A 25,995-nucleotide genomic window follows, 5' to 3' on the forward strand; every position below is an offset into this window, starting at 1 on the left:
ATGTTTTATTAGCATAAATAAAATTAAGAAATGGAATTTTAAAAAAAATCGTCTTGTCGTATAGAATTAATGTTGGTAATTCATTAGACAAGACGACCTTAATTAATAGCAACTAAATATTATAGTAACTTTACTCTTAATACTGTAAACGAATTCGGTGCTAATGTCAAAGAGATTTTTTTCTTTGGATTAAGTGTGATAGTCTCTTCTACGGGACTTACATTCGTTGCATTTTCAAAAGTATTTAAAGCCTCTGGGTTAGTATTTTTCAATACAATCAATTTAGCTTTTGCATCAAATTTCTTGATACCTTCAAGATTCACTTCACGAATTTGCTCTTTATCCGAAATATTAGCTACTTTCAAAATCACTTCCTTGGTAGCTTTGTCTAAAATACCAGAGGCATACAAGTCTCCTTGGCCTGTTAATGGCTTTCCATTTTCAGAAGTATTTAATACGTGTGTTCCTTTATTAGTAGAATACAATTTTTGTACATAATAATTTGGCGTACCATAAGAACGAAGGTTATCTACCCAAATCATATCTGGTGTCCATTGCCATCCTTCCGCATGCGCAAAAAGCGGTGCATAAGATGCCATATTTACTACTTGTGCATTACGCTCTAACCCTGTCATAAATGCTGCTTCTGATAAAGCACACTTCCAGTTGTTTACATTTTTTACACTTACCGTTTTATCACTTTGTGCTGCATATTCACCTGCAAATACTTTTGCTCCATTGCGGTCGTAAGAATCATAGCGACCAGCATTTTTCAAAAACCAATCTGGTGTACGATAATAATGCTCGTCAATAATGTCAGCTTTCATATCACGTAACTCTTTATTCAAATAATCAAATCTATCACCATTAGGGTCAGTTCCTGAACTATTTACTAATTTGATGTTTGGATATTTTGCTTTGATTGCCTTTGTGAAAATTTTCAAACGTTCTACATATTGTGGTCCCCAGTTTTCATTACCAATTCCTAAGAATTTCAAATCAAAAGGTGCTGGATGCCCCATATCTGCACGTACTTTTCCCCATCTAGTATTTGGCTCAGCATTGGCAAATTCAATCAAATCTAAGGCATCTTGTACATAAGAATCTAATTCACTTAATGGTACTAATTCGGCAGTGTTAAATTGACAAGCCATCCCACAGTTCAAGATAGGCAATGGTTCAGCACCAATATCTTCGGCTAATTGAAAATATTCAAAGAAACCTAAACCAAATGTTTGATAATAATCTGGAGCAGGGCGATGTGCAAATTCAAAATTCCAACGATTGATGATTAACTGTCTGTCTTCAATAGGACCAAGGGTTTTTTTCCATTGATATCTTTGTGATAAATCGTAACCTTCTACAATACAACCCCCAGGAAAACGGATGAATCCAGGTTTCATATCTGCCAAAAGTTGAATCATGTCTGCACGCATTCCGCCTGGTCTTTTTTTCCAAGTATCTTCAGGAAACAATGAAATCATATCAAGGTCGATTTCGCCATTTCCTTCAAACCAAATCCTGAACTTTCCTTTTGCTTCTGTTTCAGTAGCGTTGAAACTGATGGCTTCTTTTTTCCACTCATGTCCGTTTGCTGTAGGAATAAGAGTCGTTTCGCCAATAGTATTACCTTTTGAATCTATCAACTCTGCATGCAATTTTACGGTTCCTTTTTGATGACGGTACAATACCGAAAAATCATATCTCAGTCCTTTTTTAATACCCATGCCTTTGAAGCCTTCGTTGGTAATTCCTAGTTCACCTTTAGCAACATTGTTGGCTTTTATGCTGATAAATCTCGGGTTAACGGTATTCCCTTGGCGATTCTGAATAATAATATCACCTTCTTCGGCCTTTTTACGCTCAATTTTCCAACCCATCAATGGCTTAAAAAATTCAAATGAACGGTTTTTAACTAATTCTGCATAGATACCTCCGTCAGCACCCATGTTAATGTCTTCAAAAAATACACCCCACATTGTTGGCTGAATAGTAGATACAGGTTGTGTGGCTTGAATGTTAATAACGGGATTTTGTGCAAAAGACTCTGTCAGTAAAAAAAGACTTACTGCTAAAGAAAGGATTTTTTTCATGGATATATTCATTATGTTTTTGTTACTAGTTTTGATTTTTCAATGTTTACACGTTGTGTTTTATTTGATTACTTCAAAGGTATAAACGTTTATACTTGCAGGCGCAATTTTTATAAGGTCTTTTTTCTGGACAGAGGCTTTTTTCAAAAATACCTCCTCTTTTTTACCCACTACATTTTTACCCTCTATTGAATTTCCTGTTAAGGAGTAATGTGTTATTTCATTGGTGGTATTTACATGAGGTACTTTAATGGCAAAATCTTGTTCCGCGAGAGTTGGGTTTATTATAGCTATCGAAATAAACTTACCGTCTTTGCTCTGTGAGGCAAACATATCTAAAGGATAAGTATTACTTCCTGCATTTACGTTGGGTTGTTCGCCTCCAATAGCCCATTTGGGTAAAGGTTGAGGTGAGTTTCCATCAATTTCTACAGGAATACTGGCTATATGCGAACCGTATAACTGATACAATAAACCAGTAGCGTTATAAACTGCCGAAGTATCATTGAATGAAATACAAGAAGTTCCAAAGGTAAAACCAACCATTTTAATTAAATCAGTATTCCTAAAAATCTCATTTAATCCACGAGCGTATCCAATCGTAACACCTAATGTGGGTTTAGGATGTACCCAATTAGTATAATATGCCCATTCGTCTAAATAAACCTGTGCTCTTTTATGTTGCAAAGCAGGAATTCTTTTGGCATATTCTGCATAGTGTTCGGCTTTGGCTTTTATACGATTCGCAGGTCGTCGTGTCCAATCTTCCAGAGGTTCGTCTATTGTGATATATTTTCCAGTAGTTAAATCAAATCTTTCAGTGACAGAACAATAAAAATGTTCACTCACAAAATCAAAATAATTGTTGTTTTGTCTCAGCATTCCACCAGTCCAATCAGCAGGAGAATCATATTCGGCAATGATTTTACCCGTTTCTTTTTTGGCACTTTCAGTCACAGTCATTTCATCGATAGAAGCCCCAGAAGCCACAATTTTAATGGATGAATCAACGGCTTTCATTTTTTCGACAAACATTCTATGCTTGATAAGATGACTTTTTAAATCTATATGTCCCAACTGCCACCAGCCGTAACTTTCATTCCCTATGCACCAAAACTTTATATTGAAAGGCTTTGCAAAACCATTTTTGGCTCTAAGTTTACCCATTTCACTATGTGAATCACCATTCATATACTCTACCCACTGAGCGACAGAGGAGGCATCACCAAAACCTGTGTTGACAGTAAAGGCTATTTCAACATCAATTAATTGAGCAAAACGGACGATTTCTTCAGAACCAACATCATTGCTTTCTAATCCTTCCCAAGCGTATTCATATCTAGGAGGTCTTTTATCTGGGTCGCCTATGCCGTCTTTCCAGTCGTAACCAGAAATAAAGTTGCCTCCCCATCGATAAATACCTGAATGCAAGCCTTTTAGTAATTGAATAACGTCTTTTCTGAATCCTTGAATATTATCTTCGGGCATTAATGAAACCGCTCCAATACTAAAGATGCCTTCGCCTATGCCTGTTATTTCTATTCTTGCGTTTGTCGTACTTGTTTTGCTTATGAATGCTAAATCAAATTTTTTGTAATCTCTCGTTAGGTTATCAATTAATACTGTAGTTCTCTGTTCGGGTTTATCTCCCCACACTAAGTTTATCGTTATTTTTACATTTGCTGTACCCGCTAAATAAATCCTTCCTACGTATTTTTTATTGTTCTGTAGCCAAAGTCCCGATTGAACAATTCCATTTGTTTGACTATTACTGGTAAATACTTTTGGTGAATGCTTACCAACAAAAGGATTGATAGAGTCCATTTTTATGGCATCAATTTTCCCTATTGGTGTCCACTGATTCATGTGGTCTCGCTTATTGATGGGCGAAAGAATCTTGATGGTATCAACTGGATAGAAAAACTTACGGTCGTCTAACATTTCTGCCCATAGCCCATCATCTACCAAATCGCCTACATCTACATTGCCCAAGTTTTCAATGAATTGACCAAAATGATATTTATTAATTTCAGGTTTTTGTTGTTGAAGATTAATATTGGCAATAATAGGAGAGATAATTGAATGTTTTGTACTAGTCTCCTTTAAAGCATTTTTACTTTGGGCTAGCGTATTTCCAGCCCAAAGTAAAAACAGTATAAAACTTAACAATGTGTTTTTCAATGAATGATGATTTTACGGATGATAAATCACTATTTAACTTGTGGTACACCTTCACTTGTCATAACGATGCGCTTAATCGTTCCGTTTTTATTATAGTTTAGTTCGTCTATACACACAGAACGGTGAAAACTGCCAGCATCAGGCACTAAAGCACCATTGTGATAAACAAAATAAGATTTACCCTTGAAGTCAATAATAGCATGGTGGTTGGTGTTACAATTTCCTGCAATTTCATTGATAGTTCCTTTAAAGTCCCAAGGGCCATTGATGTTCTTACTCATCGCATAAACAGTTTTTTCAGGAAACTCAATAGAGTAAGATAAATAATACCATCCTTTACGCTTATGTACCCAAGGAGCTTCTGTAAATTTAGTTGGCAGGTCTACTTTCATGATTGGCCCGTCTAAATCAATCATGTTATCTTTTAATTTAGCATAATAACAGATGGTATTTCCCCAGAAAAGATAAGCCTGTCCGTCGTCGTCAATAAATACAGAAGGGTCTATGTCATCCCAACTGATTTTTGTATCCGTTGTCATGTCGTTGGTAATAATAGCCGAACCTTTTGCATCTTTGAAAGGACCTGTTGGGCTATCAGAAACGGCTACACCGATGGCTTTGCCATGAATCTTGCCATGAGTAGTGGCAACATACCAATAATACTTATTTCCTTTTTTTACTACTTGCGAAGCCCAAGCATCATCTTTCGCCCAAGCAAAGTCTTTTACAGATAACGGGCTTGGGTGTTCTTTCCAATTAACCATATCTGTAGATGAATAACAAAGCCATTCGTGCATTACGTAGCGTTGTTCGCGTGTAGGTGCTTCATCATGACCAGTATATACGTATACTGTTCCGTTATCAACTAATGCGGCAGGGTCGGCAGTGAACTTGTCTTTAACAATAGGATTCCCAGAAGTCTTTACTTGTGCATTTCCCGAAAATGCAAACATTAATTGGCCTGCAAATAATAGTTTTAAAAGGTTTTTACGATTCATGGATTATATTTATTTATATACAAAAATTACTATTTTTTCTTACCCCAAACACTGGTTCCTTTGTTATTCAAACCTGTAAAAAGAATAGTTTCTTTTTTGTTTTCCCAGTCGCGACCTCGGTCTACATACACTTGGTCGGTAAAACCATTACTCCATTTTAATTCTAACCACGGAGCAGTATAAGTCCATTTACTAGCAGCATCACTATTGATAGTACCATTGGCATTTAGCGTTAAAGTGACAGCATATTGAAAGTCGGGTTGGTTTTGTTCTTTATCATAGCCTGGTACTATTCTATAGTCTAACACAATTTTTTCCCAATCGCCTACTAAGTCTTCACTTTTAATAGCCGTCGTAAATTCTCCTGCAAAACGCTCAGGTGAAGCCACAGGCCAACCATCTTTCGTCCAATATAGCTTTCTATTGTGAAGAATCATAAAATTTGAATCATTTCCTGGGCGACCTTGGTGACTAATATAAAACTGACCATTGTTTTCAAATACAGAGCAGTGTGAAACGCCTTGCCAACCAGCATGCCCTATAAATTGATAGGGAGCAATAATCATGGGGCCGTGGTCTTGATTAGTATTTACATCTTTTCCATCATAGTCATAAAAAGGTCCTTGTGGCGAATCTGCTTTGGCTACCCGTACATTGTATTTTGTTGCCAGCCAGTCGTAGGCAATGAATAAATAATATTTCTTTTGCTCTTTATTATAGATGATTTCTGGGCCTTCTATGTTACCATTGTAAACGCCATTCGTAAAGCCACGATTGGCAATTCGTTTGCCTTTATCTCCTGGGCTTAATGCTAAGCCCGTCGCAGGGTCTAGTTGCAATATATAAATTCCATCCCAAGCAGAGCCATAATACATCCAATGTTTTCCTTGTTGGTCAATTAGTACTGTAGGGTCAATAGCGTTGGTTTGTATCGTATTATCATCTTTTGAAACTACCGTTAATCCTTGTTCTTTCCAAGGACCAGTAGGAGAGGAGGACGTTGCTAAACCAATAGCACTTAGTCGAGGTTTGGCTGATGAAAGCGAGTAATATAGTCGGTATTCGCTACCTACTTTAATGACATACGGAGCCCAAAGTGAATTAAAAGGTGTTCCGCCAGCTTGTTTGATATAGTCTGAACCTTTGGTAGGAAGGGCGTCAAAAACCCATCCGTAAAATTTCCATTCGATTAAATCTTTTGAAGAACGAATTTGAATACCGGGACGAATATCTGTGCCATACGCTACATCGGTATTATAACAGTAATAAGTATCTCCGTCTTTGATGATAGAAGGGTCGTGAACATTATAACAACCCCAGTTTAGATAATTAGTAGCAGGAGCAATGTCGGCATAATTATCTTTGATAGAATTGATGTCAAATTTTGTGGTGGGCGTAGTAGGTAATGGTTGAACAACTGTTTCAGCCTTATCACCACTACAAGCTGACAACAATAGCATACTAACACTAAAATATATTGATTTCCTAAAGAGTGACATGTGTGGTATAGGTTGGGTTAATGGAAGTTATTTGAAATAATTCCCGCAAGTTTTTGAATACTTGCGGGAATAAAGAAGAGACTAGTAGCTTAAATTTTGTTTAACACCAGGGTTATTATCAATTTCATTTTGTGGAATTGGGAAGAATTCACGACCAGTCTTGAATGTATTAAATTCTGGGTCTCTTGATTTCAGCCAAGCTAATTTGGTAGCATCATTTAACCAACCCCAGCGACGAATATCATCAAAGCGGTGACCTTCTAAACAGAATTCCAATAAGCGTTCATGACCAATCTGCTCACGCATTTGTGCTTGCGTCATGTTCGGTTTTACAGTAGCTAAATTTGGCAATCCAACACGACTTCTTACTTTTTGAATCAATGGATAAGCTGCTGCTGTTTGCCCAGTTTCATTTAAACATTCTGCATACATCATCAGTACATCAGCATAGCGCATCAATCTTTCGTTGATACCCGAACGCCAGTCAAATTCATCGGCTTTAGTATCATCATTTTCGTATTTACGACAGTATAATGAATTTAAAGCCCCTGCATTTCCTGCATATCTTACTGCAAACTCTACTCCATACACCATGAAACCTGGTTTGTTGTAAAACATAGTAGCCACCAAACGAGGGTCATCTTTACCATCAGCCGTTTTCTCTTCTAAGAACTCATTAAATACTGAACGCGTTGGTTGGACGTCTGTCCAGCCTAAGCCATTTGCACCATAAGTAATAGCTCTCGCTGATACTCTACCCCATGATGCAATTGGTTCACCACCCCAGTTAAGGTCTGTACCACCAGCTGTGCGTTCGAATTGAACTTCAAAAAGAGATTCTTTATTGTTCTCATTAGCCTCTGTGAAGTTATCGCGATAGTTAGTTACTAAATCATAAATGCCTAAATCAATCACTGCTTTGAACTGAGCCGCAGCTTCAGTGTATTTATGATTCGTTAAATAAGCTTTTCCTAAATAAGCAATAGCAGCTCCCTTAGTAGCACGACCAAGGTCAGTACCTGTATAAGTAGTTGGCAACATATCAGCAGCTTTCTTGAAATCCTCCATTACTTGTGTCCATCCTTCTGCCTCTGTTGATTGCTTTACAAAAAAGTCTTTTGTCGATTGTACAGAATTCGTAGGTAACATTACACTCCCAAACATGTTCACTAAATGATAGAAGTACAAGCCACGCAAGAAGTAAGCTTCACCCAAGATGCGTTTTTTAAGGTTAGCATCCATCGCAATGCCAGGAACGTAATCTAGTACTTGGTTAGCCTTAGAAATACCTTCGTAATAAGCACCAAATGCCCAGCCGTAGATAGCAGTATTACCAGCATTCAAAGCAAATTTTCCAGAATTGTACATTTGATCCCAAGGACTATTACTCATTACATCATCACCACGGTTATCAAGTAATAATGGTGTCGAGCGCATATAGCTTCCATCAATGGCTAAACTCAGGTATACTGAATTAATACCTTTTAAGGCATCCTCTTGGTTCTTCCAAAAAGTAGAAGACGTTTGTGAGTTTGGATTAACCTGATTTAATTTATCTTCGCATGAAGTAGCTATCAATAAGGTCGCTGAAAGCGCAATGATAACTTTTTTGTTAAATATTTTCATTGTAATAAATTCGTTTGAGTGAAACTAAAAACCAACTTGTAAGCCCAGCAAAATAGCTCTTGGATTAGGGTATGAACCATTGTAATAACCTCTACTAAATAAGCCATCACTCTCGCCCATAAAATCAGGTTCAAAGCCTTTGAAGCCAGAAATCAAGAAAAGGTTTTGTCCTGAAACATAAAATCTCACTTTGCTTACTTTCAATTTATTTACAAGTGATGAAGGCAAAGTATAACCTAACTGAGCATTCTGTAATCTTACATAAGTACCATTTTCAACAAATCTGTCAGAGTCTCTACCATTTGAGTTAGGGTCACCAATGATTGGTCTTGGCACATTTGTATTCGTGTTTGTTGGTGTCCAGTAATTCAAAGCATCCGTCGAACCGTTGCTATATTGCAAGCCCATCAAATCACGGTACATTCCATTATAGATTTTATTGCCTCCACTTCCTTGGAAGAAACACGAGAAGTCAAAGTTTTTATAGGCAGCATTGAAGTTTGCACCGAAATAAAAAGTAGGAATGGTATTTCCTAAATAAGTACGGTCATCTGAAGTAATTACGCCATCACCATTCAAATCTTTGAATTTTACATCACCAGGAGCTGCATTCGTTTGTGTTGCGTGGTTTTTTAAATCATCAGCATTTTGGAAAATTCCTTCAGAAACATATCCAAAAATTTGACCAATTGGTTGACCAACCTCAGTTTTACTAGCTGCTCCATAGATAGGATTATTAGTACCACCTAGTGCTAACACTTTGTTTGAAAGTGTGTGGAAGTTAGCAGAAACAGCATATTTAAAGTCACCAGTTTGTTCACGATAGCCCGCAGTGAATTCAATACCCGAATTGCTTAATGAAGCGGCATTTGTCAAAATAGAACCATTCGTGGCACCTACTGATGTTGGAATTGGAATGTTAGCCAATACATCATAAGAGCGGTTATCAAAATATTCAACAGAGAAAGACATACGGTCTTTTAAGAAACCAAATTCCATGGCTACGTTGCTAGTACGTTTGCTTTCCCATCTGATAGAAGGGTCAACCACCTGTGTTCTGATTGCACCAGGAGCTAATACTCCGCCAAAAACATACCCAGCATTGGTGTTGATATACGTATCAGTCAAGTAATCTCCTACATTTTGGTTTCCTAATGTACCGTAACCACCTCTTATTTTAAATGAGTTGATAAATTCAGGTAGCTCAATATCATTATGTACGTTCCAAGCTAACCCTACAGATGAAAAGTTGCCATAACGATTTTCAGGTCTGAATTTAGACGAACCATCACGACGATAATTTACTGTTAATAAGTATTTATCAGCGTAATTATAGTTTATTCTACCTAAAATAGAGCTTAATGAAGAGTTTGCATCCCATCCTGTCACGCTTTTACCATTGGCTGTATTAACAGCAGTATTCATGTTTAATACATAAGGTTCTGTCAAGCCTTTTGCGCTAGCTTCTGTTCTTGAATAAGCACTTTGCTGAAAAGTATAACCTGCTAAAGCTTCAATTCTATGTTTTCCGACTTCAACAGTATAGTTAAGTGTATTCTCAGCTAAAGTTGTAAAGTTGCTTTCTCTTTTTTCATATAAATAAGCATTAGGCGTTAGGTAATAAAAACCTAAATCATACTTAGGTTCAAAGTATAAATATCTTGTATCAATGCGGTCAGCACTTAATTGAAGTTTGTATTTCAAGTTTTTCAACAATTCTAATTCTCCAAAAACAGAACCTAAGAATCTATTACGCGTATCAGTTCCTTTTAATAAAGAGTTCATCCCGATTACGTTCAATGTAATGGCTCTTTGTGTGTTTTTATCAGCACCACCGAAACCACCTAAACGATTTGGGTCGTATACAGACATCGTAGGAATGGCAGTTAACAAACTCGTTACTGCTCCACCAAATACAGCGTGTTCACGGGTATTTTCAGCACCAATCTTTTCTGAATTTGTATAGGCAATTTTAGCACCGAAAGAGAAAATACCCTTTTTACCAGAAATGTTACCGTTGAAAGTATAACGTTTGTAGTTCTGCGGACCAGTAACAGTTGAACTGTTATTAAAGAAGCCTAATGAAGCACTTGCTTTGATGGTTTCAGAACCACCCGATAGGCTTAAATTATGGTCTTGGATATAACCAGTTTTCAAACCTTCTTTTTGCCAGTTTGTATTTACATTGCTGATATAAGCAGGATTTGAAGGGTCGTTAGCAGGGGCAATGGTTAAGCCAGCATTCAATTCTGCAGCACTTACAACATTTTGATAACCTACTCTATCCATTACTGAAATGGTTTTAGCAATATTCTGTACGCCAGCATAGGCATTATAATCTACTTTTAATGGGCCTGCTTTTCCTTTTTTAGTCGTAATGATTACTACGCCATTCATCCCTCTTGAACCATAGATAGCACCCGCAGAAGCATCTTTCAACACAGAGATTGATTCAATATCATTGGTTGAAAAGTCAAAAGGACTATCCACTAGCACACCATCAATTACAAATAATGGGTTATTGTTAGTCAATGAACCAATACCACGAATTTTGATGTTTACAAAACCGCCTGGCTCGCCCGAACTTTGTACTGTTACTCCTGGAACTTGTCCTTGTAATAGTTTTGCTACATCATAAGAAGCTGTTTTCTTAGCATCTTCAATCTTTACAATCCCAACAGAACCTGTTAAATCTTTTGCTTTCTGAGTACCATAACCTACGACAACCACTTCGTCAAGAGCTTTTACATCAGATGATAAACTGATATTAATTAGTTTACGACCAGCGACTGAAATCTCTTTTGAAACATAACCAATCGAACTAAAAACTAACACAGTAGATTCATTGTCAACTTCCATTGAAAATTCCCCTAAAGCATTTGTTACAGTTCCTCTGTTTGTACCTTTAATTAAAACGCTTGCTCCTGGAATACCCTCGGCATTTTCACTACTAGTTACTTTTCCTTTTACTGGAAATCCTGCAACTTTGATTGATTGAACGGATTCTCCTCCTAAAAAACTAGTTTTCTTATCGTTAGAAGCAATTACATGTATATGTTTTTTTACTTGTTTAAACTCCAAATTCACTTCTTTTGATAGAAAAGCAAGAATTTCTGTCAACGAACGATTTTCCATGCTCATCGTTATGCGCATTTTGTCGTTTAAAAAAGCATCGTTGTACGTAAATTTATAAGCTGTCTTCTTTTCTATCTCTTTAAAAACTTGCAAAATGTTCATTTTATCGACTCTTAGAGTCAATCTGGTTTCATCAAAGCTATTTGCTTGAGCGTGAATAGACCCGATTACGTTCAAAAGCAGCAAAAATATTGCGACAAAAAGATATTTTGAACGTCGTATACTTGGTAGTAAATGAATTTTCATAAATTTGTTATTGTATTTTGAATACTAAATACTTTTAATCCTTATCCTCCAAACGCCAATTTTTAGGATATTTTTTGAAAGGTTTTACTTTGTATAGTGGTTGTGGGTCTATTTTTTTGCAGAAAACAGTCTTCACAACCTTATACAATTCAAACCCTTAGCTAGTGTTATCAGAATTTTTTATATTCATCATAATTAGATGGGTTTTGTTTAGTTAATAATTAAATGGTAAAGTATGATAGAGTGGTTAAGTTCAATTGTGAATAAGGATTGTTTTACCTGCAATTTCATATTTGAAACCCGAAGTAAACGAAATACCTTGCATGATGTTTTCTAAGCTTTCTTGTTGAAATTCACCGCTATAGTGTCCTTTTAGCTCAACATTGGGCAGAACGATAATGTTTACACCATACCATATTTCTAATTTTGTAAATACATCTGTAAAATTATTCCCGTCAAACATCAATACTCCCTTTTTCCAACTTGTAGCTTTTTCGAGATCTACTTTATCTTTGTGTATTACTGAAGAATTGTCCAATGTTCCCATTTCATTAGGAGTAAGGTATTGGGCATTGCCAGATAGTTTTTCTTCCATTTTTACCTTTCCTGTTACTACTGCCACTTGCACTATTTTTTCATTAGCGTAGGCACGTACATTGAAAGATGTCCCTAATACTTGGGTTTTAACTTTGCCCGTTTCTACGATGAATGGCTTTTTTTTATTTTTTACAACCTCAAAAAAACCTTCTCCAACCAATTCAACTATCCTGTTGGTCTTGCTGAAAGCTACTGGATAACTAAGGCTACTTCCTGCATTTAAATGAACAATACTGCCGTCTGGTAGAATTACTTTAGTCCTTTGTCCTTTATAAGTAGTGGCTACTTCTACGTTATTGCCTGAACGAGTAATCGTGAAAGGAGCGGGCTGGTCGTTACCAGACCAATAAATACTACCAATAAAGGCCATTATTACGGAGGCTGCTGCTGAAAAACCGAATAAAGTTTTACGGAATTTTATTTTTTTGATTGCCCTTCTTTCTATTTCTTCTTTATCTTGTTTGAAGGCCTTGATTCGCTCAAACATTTTATTTTTATCTGCCTCTTCAAGATGAAACTCATTTTTGTATTGTAAAGAGTTTACAAATTGCTTGGCAAGTAATAAATCACTTTTTCTATCAGGATTTTCTTCAGACCATTTTAGCCAATGTTCATTAAGTTGGTCATTGGGTTGTCTAACCCAATTCACAAACGTGGGGTCTTCAAGTAAATCTTTTATGCGTTCAATGTTGGAGTACATATATGTAGGTTTTCAATTAATAAAGACAAATAGTGTGATGATGACCATAGTAAAATCAATAAAAAATAAATTTATAGTGAATAAATTGAATAATTCATTGAAAACTAGGAGGTTAACTTTGATAATATTTTTAATTATTTAATGATATTCTGTAATTAAAGGCATTTATACATAGAAAAGTAAAAGTTTTTATTTTTTTTATACAATTTGTTGGTTTTCTAAATATTTTATTATCTTTGTGTGCAATTGTGTCATTCTGACACAAGATTTTCAAAAGCTCAACGAACATTAATAGATGAAAGAAGTATCTGACAGCCAGCTTTGGAATGAGTTTCTACATGGAAGTGATTCTGCGTTAGAGACAATTTATAGCCAATACGTGAATGTATTGTATAATTATGGTCGTCAGTTTACGAGTGATAGCGATTTGGTAAGAGATGCTGTTCAAGAATTATTTTGTGAATTAATTCAAAGCCGTGAGCGATTAGGGGATACTACTTCTATTAAATTTTATTTATTAGCGAGTCTACGCAACAAGCTAGTGCGTAAGGTAAAGCATGAAGATAGGTTCTCGAGCTTGAATAATTTTGGAGGAGATTTTCAGATTGATTTCGCTGCTGATTCGGATATATTAAGAGAACTTTGCCTTGACCAATCAGGTCAGCTTTTACAAGAGGCCTTTAATAAATTGCCAGTAAAACAAAGAGAAGCTATTTTGTTGTATTTCTATGAAGATGTGAGTTATGAAGAAATAGCAAAAATCATGGAAATGACTAAAGTAAAATCTGCAAGGGCATTAATCTATAGAGCTTTGGATTCACTACAGGAGATTTTTAATGTTGGAGAAAAATATTCGTACCCTTGGGAATATCCTTTGGTGGGTTAAACTGATATTTGAAATAAGCTATATTTATAACCATAAAAAAACCCCAAGGGAATTAATTCCATTGGGGTTTATACTTTCTTCAAACCTTAGTGTCTGTAATTAACATATCCTAATTGTTCATCTTCATCTTCAAATTCTAGCTCAGCATCTTTTTCCCAAATCTCCATTTCACAAGGCTTGCAATTAAATTTCAATTTGTATTCATTTTCGCCATGTTTTAGCGTAAGTGGTTCGACCAACTTTTCGCCCATGGTATCCCTTTGAAATCTTGCACATTTTCCTAACTCATATTTTACGCAATACTTAGTCGTCATCACACGCGCTTTTCCAGGGTCCCATTGCAATTCAAAGGCTTTTTCAATTTCTGTAACGCCATGTCTTTTATAAAATGCTCTGGCCAAACGGTTTGAAACATTATACATAAAGTCAAGCTTCTGAACAGGGTAAGGGTGGTCTGTTTTAGTAATCTGGAACTCTTCTCTATGATATTCATTTACACGAATATCAACCAATTGTTCTAATACCTCTCTTCTAATCTCATTCACTTTTGAAATTGGTAAAAACCAGTTACCTGAAAACTCAACTTCAATTTCATCCACTATAAAAGGCGTATTTCCAGTTTTAGCAAGGTTCTTTTTAATGTTAGGAATCACTGACTCCTGACTTTTTGCTAATTCTTTGGCAGTTTCCAAGGTCAAACTACACTGATGACCATCTTCATCCACTGCTAACAATTGGAATCCATCAACCGTTTCAGTAAAGCGTAATGAAACACCAATTTTCCGAACAGCACTGTTTTCTTTTTCAACCATTTTGTTAAATTCAGCATCTGAATTTCTATAAATGACTGTTCCCACTGGCAGTGGTTTAAAAGTATTAGGTACAGCTACATTTCCAACGATAATATTGATTTGCGCACCATCAGCTTCACCTTGTTCATTGATAAAATACAGTCCATCGCCATTGTTTAGCTTCTCATAATTTTCAATGACATAGCCATTTGCCTTTATTTCAAGCAATTTACCAATCAATTGCCCTTGTGATTTAGGACTTTCCCAGTTACCGATTTTCTCTTTGCGTTTGTTTACAAAATAGTCGGTATAACCTCTGTTAAAACTTCTATCCATTTCTGGTTCGAAATTATAGAATGTTCTACCCGACGAAGCTTTTTGATATTTATCAGTATTTTGTTCTAAAAAAGCATCTAATTTCTTGCGTAAAAAAGACGTGTTGTTTTTAACATACACAATATCTTTCAAACGTCCTTCTATTTTAAAAGATGTAACACCTGCGTCAATTAAATTAGGTAATTGGTCGCTTAGGTCTAAATCTTTAATCGATAATAAGTGGCTATTAGCAATTAATGTTTTGCCCGTGCCATCAATCAACTGATAAGGAAGACGGCAGTTTTGCGCACACGAACCTCTGTTAGCACTACGTTCACCACCCGCAATACTCATATAACAATTACCACTGAATGATACACAAAGGGCACCAGAAACAAAGAATTCCAGTTCAATATCAGTAGCCTCGCTGATTTCACGAACCTGATCTAAATTTAATTCTCTTGCCAACACAGCCCGTTTCATCCCTGCATCTTTTAAGAATTTAACATGTTTGGCATCTCTGTTATTGGCTTGCGTACTAGCATGGATTACGATAGGAGGTAAGTCCATTTCCATAATGGCCATATCTTGAACAATCAAGGCATCAACACCAATATCATATAATTGATAAATTAGCTTTTTGCACAAGTCTAACTCATTATCATATAAAATGGTATTGATAACGACAAACACTTGAGCTTTAAAAAGATGGGCATATTTAACCATTTCGGCGATATCCTCTAACGAATTGGTAGCATTAGTACGAGCCCCGAACTGTGGAGCCCCAATATATACAGCATCTGCACCAGCATTAATAGCGGCCATACCTTGAACCAAGTTTTTGGCGGGTGCGAGAATTTCTATTTTCTTTTTCATCTAATTATGTATTTCTTTTTCATCGATATCCTCAGAGTTTATTTCGTTAATCGACTAACAAAACTTCTGAGACGACTTTTGTAATCAGTATTCTTGCAATGATTATGCCTCTTTTTGATACAAACTACAAAATTAGGAAATACTTAATAAAGTATAAGACATATTGCTAATAATTACGATGTAATTGAGGATATTGATAACGCATATTCATAATATTATGTCATTATCAGCCATTTAGTGGTATTCATAACGATGAAAGAATAGTAATTGACTTCATTTTTTATAATTATTTCTTACTTGAGGAAGCAATGCAACGTAGATAATAGTAATGGCTAAAAACATATAGAAAGTATGTAACCAGCCAACGGCATTTAAAAACATCATTTGAACCTGTAACCAAATTATCAACGCAAAAGCTATGTAAATGCTGTATGTCCAAGTCCAATGTATATCGGTAAAGAAATTAAATTGCTCAGCAAGATTAGATGCTGTTTTTTTGATTAATCCCACTATCAGTAAAGCTGGGAATACCCCTAAAACAACAAAAAGTATGATTCCTGGCACTAGAAAATTATTAAAGGGCGACTGTGCTAACATAGATAGGGGCATGCCTATCAACTTACCATTTGGAGAAATAATTAAAGTAAATCCTCCGCCGAGAGCCCCTAAAGCAAGAAACCCTAGCAAAAAGAGGTGAATCCAATAAAAGAATTTAGTCGTTGTTTTCATTACTTATGTGTTTTAGCTCAGCGTTTGTTTTAGAACTAAATTAATGAAAAAAATTGAGGCTTAATTTTAATAAATAAGAATCTCTGGATAATAATTTGCAAACCTCAAAAACCAAAAATCCCCAAAGCCAAATGAAATTTCAGCCTTGGGGATTTTAAGAAGATAAAAATGATACCGATTAATGGTATTTATTTCACCGAAAACTTATAAACTGTAGTAGTTTGATATGTTTCGTTTGGTTTCAATACTGTGCTAGGGAAAGCAGCTTGGTTTGGAGAATCTGGATAGTGTTGTGTTTCAAGACACAATCCTGAACGGTGTTTGTAAATAATACCGTTTTTCCCTTTGATGGTTCCATCCAAGAAATTACCTGTATAGAATTGAATCGCTGGTTCAGTCGTCAATACTTCTAATACTCTACCACTCGTTGGTTCATAAACTGTTGCCACAGATTTCAACGTTTTAGTAGAATCTGTCAACACCCAGCAATGGTCATAACCGCCACCAAATTTAATTTGTGTGTCTGTCGTATCGTTAATGCCTGCACTGATTTTCTTAGACTTCAAGAAATCGAACACATTACCTGCAACTGGTTTTAATTCACCCGTAGGAATCAACGTCTTATCTACTGGAAGGAATTTGTCAGCATTCAACGTTACTTCATGGCTTAAAATATCGCTATCTAAATTACCATTCAAGTTAAAATACGTATGGTTTGTTAGGTTAATAACGGTTGTTTTATCAGTAGTTGCCTTATAATCAATCTTTAAAGAATTATCTTTTTGTAACGTATATACTACTTCTACTGACAAATTGCCCGGATATCCTTCTTCGCCATCTTTGGCAGTATAAGTCAATTTTAAGCTTGGCTCTTCACCTTCAATTGGTGTAGCTGTCCAAAGTACTTTATCAAAACCTTTTAAGCCACCATGTAAAGCATTTACGCCATTGTTTTGTGCTAAAGAATAAGCTTTGCCTTCAAGGGTGAATTTACCATTGGCAATTCTGTTGCCATATCTCCCGATTAAAGCTCCGAAATATGGAACACCTTTTACATAACCAGCAACTGAATCACAGCCAAGAATCACATCTTCAAATTCACCTTTTTTGTTAGGGGCTGTCCATGAAACAACTGTTCCTCCAAAATTTGAAATTTTCACTTCCATACCAGCAGCATTTTTCAAGGTATAAAGTTCTGTTTCTTGTCCGTCTGGGAGTTTCCCAAAGCTTACTTTTTCAATCATATTATTGTTGTTTTCTTTTTTTGAGGTATCGCAAGATGTCATACTAACACAAGCTAATAAGAACAAAACAGCAGCTGTTTTTACTTGTTTTTTCATTGTTAAATATTGTTTTTGAGTTATTTTGATTAAAAGTATGGTAAATAATACACAAAACTGTAATGAATAATGACGATTAGGGCAATTTTATTGCAAACATAAATTGAATCCTTCCGAAATATAATGCTTCTTGTATCATTCTATATTCAAAATCGGTCATCAACAGTTTGATACATCGAACTGTTAATGACCGAAATAAATAGGGACAATATTACAAACCAGCAGATTTCTTATGGTCAGCTAAGAATTTAGCCAAACCGCTATCTGTTAATGGATGGTTCAATAAGGCGAGTATAGCACTTAACGGACAAGTAACTACATCTGAACCCAACTCAGCACACTTCAAAATATGGATTGGATTACGAACAGAAGCCGCTAAGATTTCAGTTTCAAAACCATAGTTATCAAAAATCAATCGGATTTGCTCGATTAATTTAATACCGTCCATTGAAATATCATCTAAACGACCTACGAATGGAGAAACATAAGTAGCACCAGCTTTAGCTGCTAATAACGCTTGTCCAGCCGAGAAGATTAGGGTACAGTTGGTTTTAATCCCTACGCTTGAAAAATATTTGATAGCTTTGATACCATCTTTAATCATCGGAATTTTTACTACAATATTTGGGTGAAGTGCTGCCAAGGCAAGACCTTCAGCAATCATTCCATCATAATCAGTAGCGATTACCTCCGCAGAAATATCTCCGTCAACAATATCACAAATTGCTTTGTAATGATTGATTACGTTTTCATGTCCACTGATATTTTCTTTAGCCATTAAAGATGGATTGGTAGTTACACCATCTAAAATACCTAAATCGTATGCTTCTTGAATTTCAGCAAGGTTTGCTGTATCGATAAAAAATTTCATTTGCTTGTGTTTTAGTGCTTTCGCAAGATTATCAATTGATTATTGAAATTACTAGTAAATAAATGGTTTTTGGGTCTGAAGCTTTATTAAGTTTTCATTAACTCAAGAAGATTGATACCTCTCAGGCGAGAGGTACCAATACAAAAACCCAATTTTATTTATCTTCTATAAAACATTGAATTCCAACGCAATTCATTTTTGAATTGGTACAAATCTGTTTTATCATTAATCAATACGTATTCTATGCCTGCGATTTCAGCGAAATCTGCATAGAATTCTTGTGTAAGTGCCTGCGAATAAACAGTATGGTGTGCACCACCTGCCAAAATCCACATTTGCGCTGCGGTTTTCAAATCAGGTTTAGTTTTCCATAATACACGTGCTACTGGCAATTTTGGTAATTCAGCGGCTGGTTCGATAGCCTCTACTTCGTTAACAATTAAACGAAAACGTCCGCCCATATCCACCATTGATGCATTTAAAGCTGGGCCAGCAGGAGAGTTGAACACCAAACGAACTGGGTCTGCTTTACCACCAATACCTAATGGATGGATTTCGCAAGTTGGTTTCCCTGAAGCAATAGTAGGACAGATTTCCAACATGTGTGAACCCAATACTTGGTTGTTGTTTGGTGAGAAGTGGTAAGTATAATCTTCCATGAATGAAGTTCCACCTACTAAACCTGCTGCCATTACTTTAGATGTACGCACCAATACAGACGTTTTCCAGTCGCCTTCGCCACCGTAACCGTATCCGTCAGCCATCAAACGCTGAGAAGCAATACCCGGTAATTGAACCATTCCGTGCAAATCTTCAAAAGTATTAGTATAACCTTTGAAATTTCCTTGTGTAAGGAATGAACGTAAACCAGCTTCAATTCTAGCAATTTCAACCAAACTACTTCTTTGTCCACCGTTTACTTTCAATGAATCCATCAAAGTATATTGTGCTTCATATTCTTCAATCAATGCATTAATAGCAGCGTCGCTCACTGAATTGATAATACCTACTAAATCACCTACAGGGTGTGTATTGACAGAATATCCAAATTTGATTTCAGCTTCTACTTTATCGCCTTCTGTTACCGCTACAAAACGCATATTGTCGCCAAAACGAGCAAATTTAGCACCTTGTAAATCGTTCCAACCAGAGGCTACTCTACTCCAAACGTTGATTCTTTCATGAACCTCTTCGTCCTGCCAGTGACCCACTACTACCTTACGAGCTATACCCATTCTAGCTCCTATGAAACCGAATTCACGGTCGCCATGAGCAGACTGGTTCAAGTTCATAAAGTCCATATCGATATCCGCATACGGAATTTCAGCATTGAACTGCGTATGTAAATGACAAAGAGGTTTACGTAAAATTTTCAAGCCATTAATCCACATTTTTGATGGCGAGAAAGTATGCATCCAGCAAATCAAACCGATACATTTTGCATCAGAGTTTGCTTGAATGGCCATATTGTATATTTCCTCTGGCGTTTTTAAAACAGGCTTAAATACAACAGTTACTGGAATTTTTGAAGACTTGTTGAGCGCTTCAGCAATAATTTTAGAGTGGTCATCCACTTGCTTAAGTGTTTCTTCTCCGTAAAGGTGTTGGCTACCTGTAATGAACCAAACTTCGTTTTGTTTTAAGTCAATCATTTTAATAAATATAATTTGGTAAGCACCAGAATGTTATGTGTGATATAATTATTTTAATTCCAAAACAGCTACTGAAAACGCTGGTAATTTTACTTTTAATTGATTACCCGAAATCGTTGCTCCTGAAAATGCCTTTGGTTGAATTTTATTAGGATTTTCAAATGAATTGAAGTCTCTTAATTTTTCAGCAGCTAAAATTCTTCCTGAAACAGAAACGTATTTAGCACCTTTTAAATCAATAGTGATTTCTTGAGGATTTTTAGGGTCAACATTTGTTAAAGAGATGTGTGTTAAACCTTTAGCATCTTTTGAAGCCGAAACCGAAACCGCTGGTAATTTTTCTCCTTCAAATACAAAGTCGTTAGTTTTTACTTTGATTGGAAGCAAAGTAGCATCTTGGTGAACATTGTACATTTCCATTACGTGGTAAGTAGGAGTGAGGATCATTTTCTCTTCTTTCGTAAGGATAACTGCCTGCAAAACGTTTACTACCTGTGCTAAATTCGCCATTCTAATACGGTCAGCATGGTTATTGAAAATATTCAAAGTTGCACCTGCAATCATGGCATCTCTCATGGTATTTTGTTGAAACAAGAAACCCGGATTTGTGCCATTTTCTACATTGTACCAACCGCCCCATTCGTCAACTACTAAAGCAACTTTCTTTTTAGGGTCGTACTTGTCCATTACTGCTGAATGTTTTGTTACCAATTCATCCATCAACAAAGCTTGTTGCATTGTTTTGAAATACTCTTTATCCGTATATTCTGTAGCAGAAGTTTTTTTACCTTCGCCCCAGCTTAAAACTGAATAATGGTGAATGGCTACACCTTCAAGCATTTGATGAGGAATGTTTTTCATCAACGTTTCTGTCCATTTATAATCTGCATCACTTGCACCAGAAGCTACTCTGAAAAGTCCTTTTTTATCTGCTCCTGCCATGAAAGTAGCATACTGACGATAGATGTTAGCATAATATTCGGCTGTCATGTTTCCACCGCAACCCCAAGCTTCATTACCTACTCCCCAGATTGAAACATTCCAAGGTTTTTCACGACCATTTTGCTCACGCAATTTTGACATCGGACTAGTGCCAGCACCCAAGTTTATATACTGAGTCCAGTCTTTCAATTCTTGTACAGTTCCACTACCTACATTACCCGAAATATATGGTTCAGTACCTAATAGCTCGCACATATTTAAGAAATCGTGTGTACCAAAAGAATTATCTTCAGTAACACCCCCCCACCAAGTATTAACCATCGCTGGACGTTGAGCTTTTGGTCCAATACCATCTTTCCAGTGATAAGTATCAGCAAAACAACCACCTGGCCAACGTAGGTTAGGAATTTTTAATTTTTTAAGCGCATCAATAATGTCTAATCTTACACCATCTTTATTCGGGATTTTTGTGTTGTTTTCACCCACATAAAAACCACCGTAGATACACGTACCTAAATGTTCTGCAAAATGCCCGTAGATGTGCTTGTTAATAGTAACTTTACCTGAATCAGCTTGCAATGTCGCTGTATTTTGAGCATTTCCTAAGAAAGAAAGCCCTAAACATGCCACTGCCAATAGTTGTTTTTTCATCGAGTTTTTTGAGGATTTAATTGGAATAATATATAATTGTGAATGAGTGAATTGTGAGTTAGTGATTGTTTTTTTTGCAATCACCCTTAAAAATTCCTTTTATTACCTATTTGAAAAAAAGAATTACTTGTTTGTGATTGAGTACTTATCGTAAATGACTCTATATTCCGCACTCAAAACTCCTCACTAATTAACATCCTTGTCCGTAATAGGCACTTACACCATGTTTACGTTCGTAATGCTTTTCAATTAAGGTATCTTTCAAACGATTTACTCGTGGGTTCAACGTACAAGTAAGGTAAGCCATCTGGGCAACTGCTTCTAAAACACCAGCATTATAAACAGCTTTTTCGGCGTTTTTACCCCATGTAAAAGGAGCATGATTTCCCAAAAGAACCATTTCTACTTCTTTATAAGAAAAACCCTTTTTCTCAAAATGATTCATGATTTGAAAACCCGTTTCATATTCATAATCTCCTTTAATCATTTCATCACTCATAGGCGGAGCGCATGGTACATCCACCGTCAAATGGTCGGCATGAGTAGTCCCTAAAATAGGAATATCCATCTGAGCCTGTGCGAATGAAGTAGCATAAGTAGAGTGCGTATGAACAATAGAACCGATTTCAGTCCAATGCTTATACAATACTGCATGAGTTTTAGTATCAGAAGAAGGACGGAAAGTACCTTCTACTACTTTAGCATCAAAATCGCAAATTACGATTTGGTCAGCCTGTAGAGATTCGTAAGGTACGCCACTAGGTTTAATAGCAAAAACACCTTTTTCTCTATCTACAACACTTACATTTCCGAAAGTAAATACAACCAAACCCAATTTAGGAAGTTGCATATTTGCCTCAAAACAGGCTTGTTTAATGTCTTGATACATGATTAATTATAAGTTGTGAATTGTGAGTTTTGAATACATAAGACTCACAATTCCTTCTATCTCAAAATTCTACTTTTTATTTATTTTATCTTCAAGTCTTCAAATCTTGTGTCTAGCGTCTAAAGTCTATCACTCTAACGTCTTAAAGTCCTCCAGTCCTAAAGTCTAAAGTCTATCAGTCTAACGTCTTAAAGTCCTCCAGTCCTAAAGTCTATCAGTCTAACGTCTTAAAGTCCTCCAGTCCTAAAGTCCCAAAATTAAACTGTCTGCGATTCAACAAAAGCTCCTAAAGCTTCGTATTTTTGATAAAGCTTTGCATACAGCGCAACGTTTTCAGTAATAGGGAAATAAGTTTTATCAAAACCGTTACCCATCGCCGAAACAGCAGTGTTTACATCTGGATGAATGCCCGCCGCAACGGCGGCATACATAGCAGCACCCAAAGCAGGCGCTTGTTCAGAAGTAGCGATTTTAACAGGCATATCTAATACATCAGCAAGCGTTTGCATCACAAAATCAGATTTTTTAGCCACACCACCCATACCTACAATTTGTTTGATGTCAACACCTTCATTTTTAAAACGATCAACAATCGCTTTAGAACCAAAGCAAATAGCCTCGACCATCGCACGGAAAATAGCAGGAGCATCAGAACCCATGCCCAAGCCCATAATGGCACCTTTCAACGCTTGGTTAGCATCAGGTGTTCTTCTACCATTTACCCAGTCTAAGGCAACAACGTTCTTTTCAGAAATTGGTATCGCCGCCGCTGCTTTTGAAAGACTTACAATGATAGAATCTTCAATTTGTTGCTTAATTTCTGGTGCAATATCAGCGTTTTGTACCGACCACATCGTTAGGTTTTTAAACCAAGCCAATAAGTCACCAAAAGCAGATTGTCCTGCTTCTAAGCCCAACATCCCTGGAATAATAGAACCATCTACCTGACCACAAATACCACGAACTAGTTTGTCACCAATTTCGTCAAAAGGAGCAACCATCATATCGCAAGTGGAAGTACCCATTACTTTTACCAACGTAGCAGATTCAATTTCAACACCTACCGCACCAGCGTGTGCATCAAAAGTTCCTACAGAAATGATGGTATCGGTCGTTAAGCCTAATTTATCAGCCCAAGCTTGGCATAAATTGCCCATTGAAACATCGGCTGTATAAGTATCTTCAAATAGTCGTGAACGCAATGCTGCCAAACGACTATCAAATTTTCCCAAATATTCTTCTGAAGGTAAGCCTCCCCACGACTCATGCCACATCGCCTTATGCCCAGCCGCACAACGACTTCTCTTTACAGCATCAACATCATCACTACCAATTAATACAGCAGGAATCCAGTCGCAATGTTCCATCCACGAATAGGCAGATGTTGCAATGCTATCATCTTCACGAGTAATGTGTAAAATTTTTGCCCAAAACCATTCAGATGAATAGATTCCACCTTCAAATTGCGTGTAATCAACCCCACCCCAAGTACGAGAAACCTGATTGATTTCAGCCGCTTCGTTCACCGAAGTATGGTCTTTCCAAAGTACAAACATTGCATTTGGGTTTTCTTCAAACCCCGCTGTTAATGCTAAAGGAGTACCAGTTTTGTCAACCGCAACAGGCGTAGAGCCAGTAGTATCCACTGAAATACCCTTTACTGATGCAGGATTTACCTGTGGTGCTTTTGCTAAACAATCTTTAATGGTGCTTTCTAAGCCTTCAAGATAATCTAAAGGATGTTGGCGGAACTGGTTTTTAGCAGGAATACAATATTTCCCAGCTTTCCATCTTGGATAATAAAAAACAGATTGGCTAATTTCTTTACCGTTTGAAGTATCAATTAATACTGAACGAACAGAGTCTGTTCCATAATCAACACCGATGACGTATTGGTTTTTCATTGGTTAAATAATTTTCGTGTCATCATGACACAATTGTAATAAAAGTTATTAAAAAATATTTATGTAATGGACTGACAAGATGATTGAATAATATCATCAATTTTTCAAATCATTTTACCATTTAAAGTCAGAAATAAAGTTGTGGAAATCGTTGAAATTGTTTTTATATTTTTCGGCGTCAAGTTGGTAAAGCATTGCTTTTTTGGTCGCAGAATTTTCGTTTTTTTCACCTGTATCAATTAATAAACCTGTAGAAATGATTTTTCTGCTAAAATTTCTACGGTCAAGATTCATATCATAAATAGCCTCATACAGTTTTTGTAATTGAGGAATCGTGAATTTTTCAGGTAATAACTCAAAACCAAGTGGATGTAAGGCAGCTTTGTAGCGTAACTGAGAAAGCGCCATATTAACCATTTTGTTATGATCAAAAATTAAATCAGGTTTGTCTTTAAAATTGAACCAATATCCATTCATCGAACGTGATAGTTCAGAGTCGTGGGCATGAATATTAATCAAGGCAAAAAAACTGACAGAAACAGTGCGTTCTACTGGATCACGCGTGATTTCGCCGAAAGCTTGAAGTTGTTCCATGTATACATTTTCAAGCCCAGTTAATTCATTCAATACTCTTTTTGCTCCTTCTTCCAAATCTTCGGTTTCATTCAAAAATCCTCCCATCAACGACCATTTTCCTTTTTCAGGGTCAAAGTTTCGTTTAATCAAGAGTAATTTTAATTCTTCACCATCAAAGCCGAAAATTATGCAGTCGATGGCTAAGAGAATCCTAGTATCATGTGTGTATTTTTGAAGCATTCTTGTTGTATTGAAATAGATTGTGTAAATGTAACACAATTTATTTAATACAACAAATTCTTTTAAAAAGAAAATAATTTCTTAAAGTTAAGAAATTGATTTATAAAAAATTAGGGTTGAAACTTTTTTTTTGTGACCAAAAGAAAATCTCTTCATACATCAATACTGCTAACAAGCACCTGATATATGAAGAGATTTACTATTTAATAACTTTTATTTAAAACTAGCGATTAAACCTTTAGAAATTTTTGATTTTCA

Annotated in this window: 17 protein-coding genes; 1 reads left to right on the forward strand and 16 read right to left on the reverse strand. The window is 36.2% G+C overall.

Annotated features, from left to right (window positions below):
- Positions 1–119 precede the first annotated feature (119 nt).
- From AC07N0_RS15340 to AC07N0_RS15370, 7 genes are all read right to left on the reverse strand, one after another.
- Positions 120–2,093 carry an alpha-L-arabinofuranosidase family protein gene (locus AC07N0_RS15340; RefSeq protein WP_494589865.1) on the reverse strand — a complete coding sequence of 658 codons (1,974 nt, stop codon included), beginning with the start codon at positions 2,091–2,093 and terminating at the stop codon, positions 120–122.
- 60 nt (positions 2,094–2,153) lie between these two features.
- Positions 2,154–4,274, reverse strand: a complete 2,121-nt coding sequence (locus tag AC07N0_RS15345; protein ID WP_494589866.1) for an alpha-L-arabinofuranosidase family protein — start codon at positions 4,272–4,274, stop codon at positions 2,154–2,156.
- Positions 4,275–4,303: 29 nt separating this feature from the next.
- On the reverse strand, positions 4,304–5,272 hold the full coding sequence (locus AC07N0_RS15350) for a glycoside hydrolase family 43 protein (protein WP_494589867.1): 969 nt from the start codon (positions 5,270–5,272) through the stop codon (positions 4,304–4,306).
- 29 nt (positions 5,273–5,301) lie between these two features.
- Positions 5,302–6,771: an arabinan endo-1,5-alpha-L-arabinosidase gene (locus tag AC07N0_RS15355; RefSeq protein ID WP_494589868.1), complete on the reverse strand. Its 1,470-nt coding sequence runs from the start codon at positions 6,769–6,771 to the stop codon at positions 5,302–5,304.
- 81 nt (positions 6,772–6,852) lie between these two features.
- Complete coding sequence (locus AC07N0_RS15360; protein ID WP_492799467.1) at positions 6,853–8,397, reverse strand: RagB/SusD family nutrient uptake outer membrane protein; 1,545 nt, start codon at positions 8,395–8,397, stop codon at positions 6,853–6,855.
- A gap of 24 nt (positions 8,398–8,421) precedes the next feature.
- Complete coding sequence (locus tag AC07N0_RS15365; RefSeq protein WP_494589869.1) at positions 8,422–11,634, reverse strand: SusC/RagA family TonB-linked outer membrane protein; 3,213 nt, start codon at positions 11,632–11,634, stop codon at positions 8,422–8,424.
- A gap of 397 nt (positions 11,635–12,031) precedes the next feature.
- Entirely contained in the window at positions 12,032–13,075 is a 1,044-nt protein-coding gene (locus AC07N0_RS15370) for a FecR family protein (protein ID WP_494589870.1), read from the reverse strand.
- A gap of 295 nt (positions 13,076–13,370) precedes the next feature.
- On the opposite strand from AC07N0_RS15370, the gene AC07N0_RS15375 reads away from it, so the two are divergent.
- Positions 13,371–13,961, forward strand: a complete 591-nt coding sequence (locus tag AC07N0_RS15375; RefSeq protein ID WP_323246996.1) for an RNA polymerase sigma factor — start codon at positions 13,371–13,373, stop codon at positions 13,959–13,961.
- Between the two features lie 86 nt (positions 13,962–14,047).
- Here the strand turns inward: AC07N0_RS15375 and AC07N0_RS15380 are convergent, their stop codons facing one another.
- From AC07N0_RS15380 to AC07N0_RS15420, 9 genes are all read right to left on the reverse strand, one after another.
- Entirely contained in the window at positions 14,048–15,943 is a 1,896-nt protein-coding gene (locus AC07N0_RS15380) for a peptidase U32 family protein (RefSeq protein WP_494589871.1), read from the reverse strand.
- Between the two features lie 273 nt (positions 15,944–16,216).
- Positions 16,217–16,672, reverse strand: coding sequence for a hypothetical protein (locus AC07N0_RS15385; RefSeq protein ID WP_492799463.1), 456 nt, complete (start codon positions 16,670–16,672; stop codon positions 16,217–16,219).
- Between the two features lie 188 nt (positions 16,673–16,860).
- Positions 16,861–18,012, reverse strand: coding sequence for an aldose epimerase family protein (locus tag AC07N0_RS15390; RefSeq protein WP_494589872.1), 1,152 nt, complete (start codon positions 18,010–18,012; stop codon positions 16,861–16,863).
- 211 nt (positions 18,013–18,223) lie between these two features.
- Complete coding sequence (gene fsa / locus AC07N0_RS15395) at positions 18,224–18,883, reverse strand: fructose-6-phosphate aldolase (protein WP_492799461.1); 660 nt, start codon at positions 18,881–18,883, stop codon at positions 18,224–18,226.
- A 158-nt stretch (positions 18,884–19,041) separates the two neighbouring features.
- Positions 19,042–20,535, reverse strand: coding sequence for an L-arabinose isomerase (gene araA, locus AC07N0_RS15400; protein WP_492799460.1), 1,494 nt, complete (start codon positions 20,533–20,535; stop codon positions 19,042–19,044).
- Positions 20,536–20,583: 48 nt separating this feature from the next.
- The gene (locus AC07N0_RS15405; RefSeq protein WP_492799459.1) at positions 20,584–22,128 is read right to left on the reverse strand and encodes an alpha-N-arabinofuranosidase; all 1,545 of its coding nucleotides are present in this window, start codon (positions 22,126–22,128) and stop codon (positions 20,584–20,586) included.
- 190 nt (positions 22,129–22,318) lie between these two features.
- On the reverse strand, positions 22,319–23,017 hold the full coding sequence (locus AC07N0_RS15410) for an L-ribulose-5-phosphate 4-epimerase (protein ID WP_309916241.1): 699 nt from the start codon (positions 23,015–23,017) through the stop codon (positions 22,319–22,321).
- Between the two features lie 257 nt (positions 23,018–23,274).
- Positions 23,275–24,921: a ribulokinase gene (locus AC07N0_RS15415; protein WP_494589873.1), complete on the reverse strand. Its 1,647-nt coding sequence runs from the start codon at positions 24,919–24,921 to the stop codon at positions 23,275–23,277.
- 114 nt (positions 24,922–25,035) lie between these two features.
- A complete protein-coding gene (locus AC07N0_RS15420; RefSeq protein WP_492799457.1) occupies positions 25,036–25,737 on the reverse strand; it encodes an NUDIX hydrolase in 702 nt (233 codons plus the stop codon).
- Positions 25,738–25,995 lie beyond the last annotated feature (258 nt).

Source organism: Arcicella sp. GW821-FHT09D11 (assembly GCF_059416265.1).